Below are 8,102 nucleotides of genomic sequence, written 5' to 3' on the forward strand. Positions count from 1 at the left end.
CCAGGCCCGGCTGCCAGCGCCGCAGCCTTGCCAGCGCGAGCTGCACCTGCACGCCGCGCTTGTTGCCGATGAGCTCGTGCCATTCGTCGACGATCACCGTGTGCACGCCGCCCAGCGTCTCGCGCGCGTTCTCGCGGGTGAGCAGCAGGCTGAGCGATTCGGGCGTGGTGATCAGCGCGGTGGGCAGGCGCCGGTCCTGCCGCGCGCGTTCGGCGCTCGGCGTGTCGCCGGTACGCAAGCCGACGCTCCAGTGCGGCGCCACGTCGGCCAGCGGCAGCGTGATCGCGCGCAGGGTGTCGGCGGCCAAGGCGCGCATCGGCGTGAGCCAGATCACCTGCAGGGCCGGCGATCCGGCGCCTGGCAGCGGCAGAGTTCGGCACAAGGCGCCGAACCACACTGCGTAGGTCTTGCCCGCGCCGGTGGTCGCATGCAGCAGGCCCGAGCGCCCGGCTGCCATGGCGGCCCAGACCTCGCGCTGAAAGGTGAACGGCTTCCAGCCGCGCGCCGCGAACCAGCCCTCGGCCGGCTCGTTCACGGCGGCCCGGGCCATGGCGCGCTGACGATCCAGCCTTCGAGCCGATCGCGCTGCGGCGGCAGGCCGTGCTCGGGCTGCGCGCTTGCCCAGGCTGCCTGCACGAGGCACAGCACGGCATCGAGCCGGTCGGCCGTGGCGTCGGCCACCAGGTCGTCGCGCTGCGCGTGGCTGAGCTTCAGGCGCAGGCCGAGGCGGCTGCGGCCCTGCTCGAGCGCATCGACGATGTCCTTGCGCGCGATCAGGCGCTCGGCCGTCTGGCGCGCACGGTCGTCGCTCTTGTAGGAGCGCGCACCGATCAGCTCGCGGGCCAGCAAGCCGGGGTAGCCCTCCAACGCCACGCGCTGCGGATCGCCCTCGTGCAGCCCGGCAAGGGTGACACCGGCGGCGACGAGCCGCGGCACGCCGGCATGCAGCATGAAGGCCACCGGCGGATTGACCCACTTCATCGACGGGCTCGATCCCGCCGGCGCGTCGCAGCCCCGGTGCGCGAACTTCGCGCCCACCGGCCGCGCTGCGCAAAAGGCAGCGAAGGTGCTGCGGATCTCGGTGCGCGAAAGCTGCGCGTAGTGCTGCATCAGGCCGGGCCAGTCGCTCGGCCAGCCGAGCGATTCGACCAACTCGCGCGGCAGGCCGAAAGGCAGGTCGAAGGCCCCGAGCCAGGGCCCGGGTCGCCCCAGCACGACGTCGAAGGCCTCGAAACTGGCCGCGGCCTCGATGCCGCCCAGGCGCAGCAGCGTGCCGTGCCGGCTGCCGTGGGCGATGGTGATGGGCTTGCGCCGTGTTGGCGCGCTGGTGAAATCGACGCCCAGCAGCCGCAGCGGGGCGGCGTGGGTCGTGTCGGCGACAGGAAGCCCAGGCATGCTGCTCAGCCCAGCGCCAACGCCGCGACGCCCAGGGCGATGCACAGCGCACCGGCCAGCCGGGCCCGCACGTCGCCCTCTCCGAGCAGCCGCCCGCCGAGCAGCGCGGCGAACAGCATCGATACCTCGCGCGCCGGCGCCACGTGCGAGAGGGGCGCAAGGCGCAGTGCATACAGAACCATGACGTAGCTCAGCGGGCTGAGCACCGCGACCACCAGCGCCCAGCGCCAGGTGGCGCGCCAGGCCGCGCGCGTGGCGGCCACGTCGCGCAGCGCATACGGCAGCGAGAACGGAATACGCAGCAGGTTGCCGAAGTAATCCACGAGCAGGGGCGACATGGCGAGCACCACGACCGCGTAGCCGTCGATCACCGTGTAGGCCGCGATGCACACGCCCGTGGCCGCGCCGTAGGCAATGCCGCGCTGCACCCGCAGCCGCCGGTGCGCGTCACCCTCGGCGCCGCGCAGTTCGCGCAGCAGGCGCGGGCCCCCGGCGATCAGGAACACGCCGAAGGCGACCCCGGCCACACCGGCCACGCCCAGGTGCGAGAGCGTCTCGCCGAGCACCAGCACGGCGGCCAGTGAACTGAGCAGCGGCCCGGTGCCGCGCGCCACCGGATAAACCACGGTGAGATCGGCAGCGCGGTAGCCGCGCAGCAGCAGCGTGAAGTAGGCGACGTGCGTTGCGGCGCTGGCCACGATAAAGCCCCATTCGAGCCACCCCCAGTGCGGCAGCACGCCCCAGGCGGCCCAGAGGCCCACCGGCGACCACAGCACCGTGACCATCAGCGCGGTGAGCAACATGAAGCGCTGGTCGCCGCCGGCATGCTTGGCCGCCAGGTTCCACAGCGCGTGGAAGACAGCGGCGGCAAGGACGAGGGCGAGGGCGGGCAGCGGCACCGGGCGAGTCTAGAGGCGTGGCCCGGTCGGCATCGCCGCAAGCACCGGCGTCCGCCGCGATCAGAACGTCATCGGTATGCGCACGGTGAGCGTTGCGCCTCGGCCGTGGTGAGGCCATCACGGACACCGGAATCAACCTCTTGGCGCTTGACCCATTCCAACAGTGTCTGCGGCACGCAGCCGATCTTCGGCGCCATCGACTCGACGGCCGCCCACAGCGATGTGTACTCCCCCGGTGCTTCTGAACCATGCGCGCTGCGCGCTCGCGGACCTCAGGTGAAAACTTGTTCGACTTGTTCATGGCTCCATCTTCTCAAGCGTTGGAGCCTCCTCAAAACCCGGGGCGGTTCAAGCCGACTCGGCGCAGGTCCGAGATTCAAGGCAATGTCGTGCGTTTCGCCCCAGCGGATCAGAACGCCTGCCGGAACTTGACCCCGACGAGCCAGCTACGCGGCGAGGCCGTCTCGAAGAAGCGACCGTTGCCTTCGTTGACGATCACGCTGCCGGCGTACTCGCGGTCGAACACGTTGTCCACACGAACCAGCGCGTCGATGCGGCTGCCTTCGCCCAACTGCCAGCGCTGCGCAGCGCGCAGGCCGAACGTGCTCCAGCCGGAAGCGAAATCGGTGTTGCGGTCGTTGACGGCGGTTTCGGCCTGGGCGCGCAGCTCGGCGGCCAGTTCGGTCGTGTTGTTGCTGAACGGTCGCCATGCCAGTTCGGCGAACGCACTGCGCGGACTGGTGCCGCCGATGCGGTTGCCGGACGGCACCACGGCCTGGTTGTCGGGATTGGCGTCGTTGCACGGCGCGCCCGTGCAGGTCAGGAAGTCGTCGTCGTAGGTGGCCGAGAGCCAGGTGAGCGCCAGCGCGGTGCGCCATTGGCGGTTGATGGTCCAGCCGGCGCCGACTTCGGCGCCGCGCCGCGTCGTCGAGCCGACGTTCTGAAAGCTGGAGCGGCCGCCGGCGTTGGTGGCCACGCCGATCTCGTCGTCGGTGCGGGCCTCGAACAGGGCGACGTCGAGCGCAAGGCCGCGCGCGTCGTTGCGCCACTTGGCGCCGATCTCGATCTGCTTGCTCTTTTGCGCATCGAGCGCGCTGTTGAAGCCGCCGCCGGCGTCGGGCCGGTAGGCCAGCTCGTTGAAAGTGGGCGACTCGAAACCGCGACCGGCGCTGGCGTAGAAGTTCCAGTCCGCAAGGCCGCGCCACTGGATCGCCGCGACCGGATTGGTGTAGCGGTAGCGCAGTGAGCCGGAGTCGTCGCCGTTGGCGCCGACGATGTAGTTGTCGTCGGCTTCGAAGCGCACGTTGCCGCGGCGCACGCCGAGCGTGGCAAGCCAGTTCTTCGCGAACTCCAGTTCGCCTTGCGCATAGATGTCACGGCTGCGGACCGTGTTTTCTTCGTCGCGGCGCAGTCGGCCCGTCACGCCTTGTTGTGTGGGCGCGGTCGGGTCGCCCGTGAAGTTCTCGAAGCCGCGGCGGTCTTCGCTGCTTTCTTCCAGCGCCGCGCCGGCGACGAGCTGTGCCGCGCGCTCGCCGGGCAGCGTCCAGCGCCAGATCAGCCGGCCGTCGAGGCCCTTGTAGTCGCGGTCGAAATCGATGACGCCGCCGGGTTGCCGTGGGGCGGTTTGCGCGCTGGGCGGAATCGACTGCCACTGCGTCACCGAACGCTGACCCACATAGCCGGTCAGCGCGCTTTCTTTCAGCGTGCCCAGGTTCTCGAAACGGTGCCGCCAGGTGGCGCCGAGCTGCTCCTGGCGGGCGATCTTGCGAACGTCGAAGGCGGTCGCGTTGGGAATCGTCTGGTACGGATCGTCATTGAACTGGTCGCGGTCCAGCCCCTGCGGGTCATCGGCCGGCTGGTCCAGGCTGTTGAGCGAAACGACCACGGTGTCGCGCTCGCCGGTCCAGCCGAGCCGCAGGTTGGCGAGCGTGCGGCGGGCGCCGCTGTGCGGCCGGAAGCCATCGATCTCGAAGTGGCTGGCGCCGAAGCGCAGGTCGAAGCCGCGGCCCGGGGTGTCGCCGAAGGGCGCCTGCACGGTGACCCGTCCCTGGCGCAGGCCGAAACGGCCGACATCGGCGGCGAGCTCGCCGAAGCGCTCGCGCACGGGCTGGCTGATCAGCGAAATGACGCCCCCCGAGCTGTTGCCGTAGAGCGCCGAGAACGGCCCGCGCAGCACCTCGATGCGCTGGGCGCCGGCGAGGTCGAAGTGCGCCACCTGGCCCTGGCCGTCGGGCATGGTCGCCGGAATGCCGTCGCTGTAAAGGCGCAGGCCGCGCACGCCGAAGGTGGAGCGCGCACCGAAGCCACGCGAGTTGATCTGCAGATCCTGGGCGTAGTTGTTGCGGTTGTTGACGGTCAGGCCGGGCACGCGGGCCATCACTTCCGACAGGTTGACCATCGGGCCGGCCTCGCGCAGCGTTTCGGCGTCGACGATGTCCACCGAGTAGGGCGTCTCGAAGGCCCGCTGCTCGAAGCCGCTGCCGGTGATGACCACCGGCGTGAGCGTGGCACCAGACGCCGCGGGCGCCGGGGCCGGCGCGCCCTGGGCCCACGACGCCGGCGCGGCGGCGGCTAGGGCGCAGGCAAGAACGACCGGCTTGACCTGCCGGAAGAAAGCGGGGCACAGGGCAGGCGGCATGAAAGTTCTCGGGAGTTGCGCGACAGGGCGCGCACTCTATCTCGCCGCCACGGCGCTCCCTATAGAGAAAATCTGCAAACGGCGCGGGGGCTGCTCCCTCTCTGATATGAGAGGGCGTTGGTCTTGCTTCCTCTACTTCGCGGACAGGGGAAACGAGAAGGTCCTCTCCCGGCCGGAGAGAAAAATCAGGAGGCAGCCGCGGCGTTCAGCCGAAAGGCCTGCAGCACCTCGGCCAGGCGCAGCGCCTGGTCCTTGAGCGACTCCGCCGCCGCGGTCGATTCTTCGACCAGTGCGGCGTTCTGTTGCGTCATCTGGTCGAGCTGGCCGACCGCGGTGGTGACCTGACCGATCTCGCCGCTTTGCGAGGCCGTGGTGGACGTGATCTCACCGATCATCTGCGAGACCCGCTTCACGCTGGCGACGATCTCGCTCATCGTCTGCCCGGCATCGGCGACCAGGCGGGTGCCCGAGTCCACCTTCTCCACACTCGCGCCGATCAGCGCCTTGATCTCCTTGGCGGCGTCGGCGCTGCGCTTGGCCAGGCTCCTGACCTCGGCCGCCACCACTGCGAAGCCCCGGCCCTGTTCGCCCGCCCTGGCCGCTTCCACGGCCGCATTGAGCGCCAGGATGTTGGTCTGGAAGGCGATGCCGTCGATCGTGCCGATGATGTCGGCGATCTTCTTCGAGCTGGCGTTGATGTCCTGCATCGTCGTCACCACCTGTGCGACCACCGCGCCGCCCTTGGCGGCCGTCGCGCTGGCCGAGCCGGCCAGGGTGTTGGCCTCGCGCGCCGCGTCGGCGCTCTGGCGCACGTTGCCGCTGAGTTGCTCCATCGAGGAAGACGTCTGCTGCAGGCTGCTCGCCGCCTGCTCGGTGCGGCTGGACAGATCCTGGTTGCCGGTGGCGATCTGGCTGCTGGCGGTGGAGATGGAATCGACCGACGCGCGTACCGTGCCCATGGTCGTGAGCAGGCGAGCCCGCATGCCTTCGACCTCGCGGATCACGTCGCCGATCTCGTCGCGCTGCTCGCTGTGGAAGCGCTGCGTGAGATCACCCTCGGCCACCGCATGCACTGCGCGCTGCAATTCGCGCAACGGCCACGCGATCGAGCGGCGCATCATGAAGAACAGACCCAGGCCCATGCCCACGGCGGCCAGGCCGAGCAAGCCCCAGAACGGAATCAGAGTGGCCCAGTGTGTCGCCATGGCCTGGCGGTCCGACACCTCCGAGATCACCCACAAGCCGGTGGCTTCGCTCTTGCGCAGCACGGCCCAGGCGTCCGTGTGACCGGGCTCCAGCAGGCCGGGCGACTTCATCACCAGTCCGCTTTCGGCCTGGGCCAGCGTCTCGAAGAAGGCTTCGCTGCCGGGGAAGGCTTCGCCGAGCTTCTTGCCCTTGGCCTGCGGGTGCATCACGACGGTCGCGTCGCCCCACGCCTTCTTCGGGTCGATGACGTAGACGCCGCCGGTGTCGAAGAAGCGAATGCCCGCGACCAGTTTTTCCAGCGAGGCGTTGAAGGCGGCAGTGTCGAAGCCGATGTACAGGATGCCGATCACCTTGCCATCGGCGGCCTTGATCGGCTCGTAGCGCGTCATGTAGGGCTTGCCGAACAGCACGGCCGGGCCGGTGTAGGTCTTGCCGGCCAGCATGAGCGGGTAGGCGGGATGCGTCTTGACCAGCAAGGTGCCCATCGCGCGCTCGCCGTTCTCCTTCTTCAGCGAGGTGGTGACGCGCTTGAAGTCGTCGCCCACGCGCATGAAGACCGTCGCGTTGCCGCCGGTGTTCTTGGCGAAGTTGTCGACCGCGGTGAAGTTGTCGTTGAGCGCCCAACCCCAGTTCTTGATCTCGCCGGCGGCCTCGTCGAGTTCGAAGTCGGGTCCGAATTCGCTCTTGAAGCTGACGAAGAACTTGTCCACCGACACGCGCGCGGTCAGGTCGAAGGCGTCCATCGCATCGGCTACCGACTGCGTCTTGTCGCCGACCCACACGACGACGCGCTCGTGCGCGTGGTTGGTGAACAGCACGCTCATCACGCCGCAGATCAGCATCAGCACCGCGAACAGCGTGGCGCTGCCGATCACGGAGATGCGGCGGGCGACCGAGCCCTGGCTTGCTTGATTCGTTTGCATGGAAATCCCAGTTTCACAATCTTCGATTCGGTCGCGCCGCCCGGCGCGCCCCGAGGACACACCGCGTCTCAGACCACCGCTTCGATCACGCCGAGTTCGTCGCTCGTCATCAGCAGCTCGATGTCCACCAGGATCAGCATGCGTTCGGCGATGCTGGCAATGCCCATCAGGTAGCTGGTGTCGACCACGCCGCAAATCGCCGGCACGGGCTTGATGCTGTCTTCGGGAAGCTGCAGCACGTCGCTCACCGAATCGACCACCGCGCCGATGACCCGGCCACGCACGGCCAGCACGATTACCGCGGTGATGGGCGTGATCGAGGCCTCGCAGCCGAACTTCACGCGCAGGTCGATCACCGGCACGATCACGCCGCGCAGGTTGATCACGCCGCGCACGAAGTCGGGGGCATTGGCGATGCGCGTGGGCGGCTCGTAGGAGCGGATTTCCTGAACTTTCAGGATGTCGATGCCGTACTCCTCGCCGCCGAGACGAAAGCTCAGGTACTCGCGGCCCGGCTTGGCACCCGCGCCCGCGCCCGCGGCCTTGCGGCGGGTTTCGGGGCGGGCTTCGACGCGGGCTGGCGAAGAAGCGTCGGCGCGAGCCACTGGCGTGGCGTCTTGGATCGTGTTCATGGCTGAAGGTCTCCCGGTGAATTAAGGGCGGTCGGCGTCAGAAGGATTCCCACTCGCCGGTGGTCGCCGCCGCGAGCACTGCCGTCGGCTTGGCAGCCGGCGCAGCCGTCGTTGAGGTTGCACCGGGCGTCGCCGGCTTTCGTGCCGGCAGCACGGCGGCGGACGGCTGCCGCGCGGCGTGCTGCACGCGGGCGATCAGTGCGCTGGCCTGATGCCGGGCCGGCGGGGTGGTAGAGAAAGCGGCGCTGGCAAGGGCCGCGGGCGCGTCCGCGTCGATCCGAAAGACCGCCACGCTGGCCTGCAGGCGATGCGCCTGCTCACGCAAGCTCTCTGCCGCCGCGGTCGATTGCTCGACCAGCGCGGCGTTCTGCTGCGTCATCTGGTCGAGCTGCGTGACGGCGGTGTTGAC

Annotated in this window: 6 protein-coding genes and 2 pseudogenes; all 8 read right to left on the reverse strand. The window is 69.3% G+C overall.

Annotation, left to right across the window (positions count from 1 at the left end; all coding sequences use genetic code 11):
• On the reverse strand, positions 1–550 hold a 550-nt coding region (locus tag H0W38_RS10560; protein WP_292453663.1), incomplete at its 3' end, for a DEAD/DEAH box helicase.
• A complete protein-coding gene (locus tag H0W38_RS10565; RefSeq protein ID WP_292453665.1) occupies positions 532–1,395 on the reverse strand; it encodes a DUF429 domain-containing protein in 864 nt (287 codons plus the stop codon). The genes H0W38_RS10560 and H0W38_RS10565, both read right to left, overlap by 19 nt.
• A gap of 5 nt (positions 1,396–1,400) precedes the next feature.
• Positions 1,401–2,294: an EamA family transporter gene (locus H0W38_RS10570; protein ID WP_292453666.1), complete on the reverse strand. Its 894-nt coding sequence runs from the start codon at positions 2,292–2,294 to the stop codon at positions 1,401–1,403.
• 89 nt (positions 2,295–2,383) lie between these two features.
• Positions 2,384–2,595 (reverse strand): annotated as a pseudogene (locus H0W38_RS10575) (IS3 family transposase); the annotation flags it as partial.
• Between the two features lie 108 nt (positions 2,596–2,703).
• The gene (locus tag H0W38_RS10580; protein WP_292453668.1) at positions 2,704–4,932 is read right to left on the reverse strand and encodes a TonB-dependent receptor; all 2,229 of its coding nucleotides are present in this window, start codon (positions 4,930–4,932) and stop codon (positions 2,704–2,706) included.
• A 185-nt stretch (positions 4,933–5,117) separates the two neighbouring features.
• On the reverse strand, positions 5,118–7,061 hold the full coding sequence (locus H0W38_RS10585) for a Cache 3/Cache 2 fusion domain-containing protein (RefSeq protein WP_292453670.1): 1,944 nt from the start codon (positions 7,059–7,061) through the stop codon (positions 5,118–5,120).
• Between the two features lie 68 nt (positions 7,062–7,129).
• Positions 7,130–7,693: a chemotaxis protein CheW gene (locus H0W38_RS10590; protein WP_292453673.1), complete on the reverse strand. Its 564-nt coding sequence runs from the start codon at positions 7,691–7,693 to the stop codon at positions 7,130–7,132.
• A 37-nt stretch (positions 7,694–7,730) separates the two neighbouring features.
• Positions 7,731–8,102: pseudogene (locus H0W38_RS10595) on the reverse strand (hypothetical protein); the annotation flags it as partial.

The sequence above is a fragment of the Methylibium sp. genome (genome assembly GCF_013817365.1).
GTDB lineage: Bacteria > Pseudomonadota > Gammaproteobacteria > Burkholderiales > Burkholderiaceae_C > Methylibium.

Excerpts from the sequence above, each read along its gene's own strand:
- H0W38_RS10565 (WP_292453665.1), bottom strand. The coding sequence starts at position 1,395 with ATGCCTGGGCTTCCTGTCGCCGACACGACCCACGCCGCCCCGCTGCGG.
- H0W38_RS10580 (WP_292453668.1), bottom strand. The coding sequence starts at position 4,932 with ATGCCGCCTGCCCTGTGCCCCGCTTTCTTCCGGCAGGTCAAGCCGGTC.
- H0W38_RS10585 (WP_292453670.1), bottom strand. The coding sequence starts at position 7,061 with ATGCAAACGAATCAAGCAAGCCAGGGCTCGGTCGCCCGCCGCATCTCC.
- H0W38_RS10590 (WP_292453673.1), bottom strand. The coding sequence starts at position 7,693 with ATGAACACGATCCAAGACGCCACGCCAGTGGCTCGCGCCGACGCTTCT.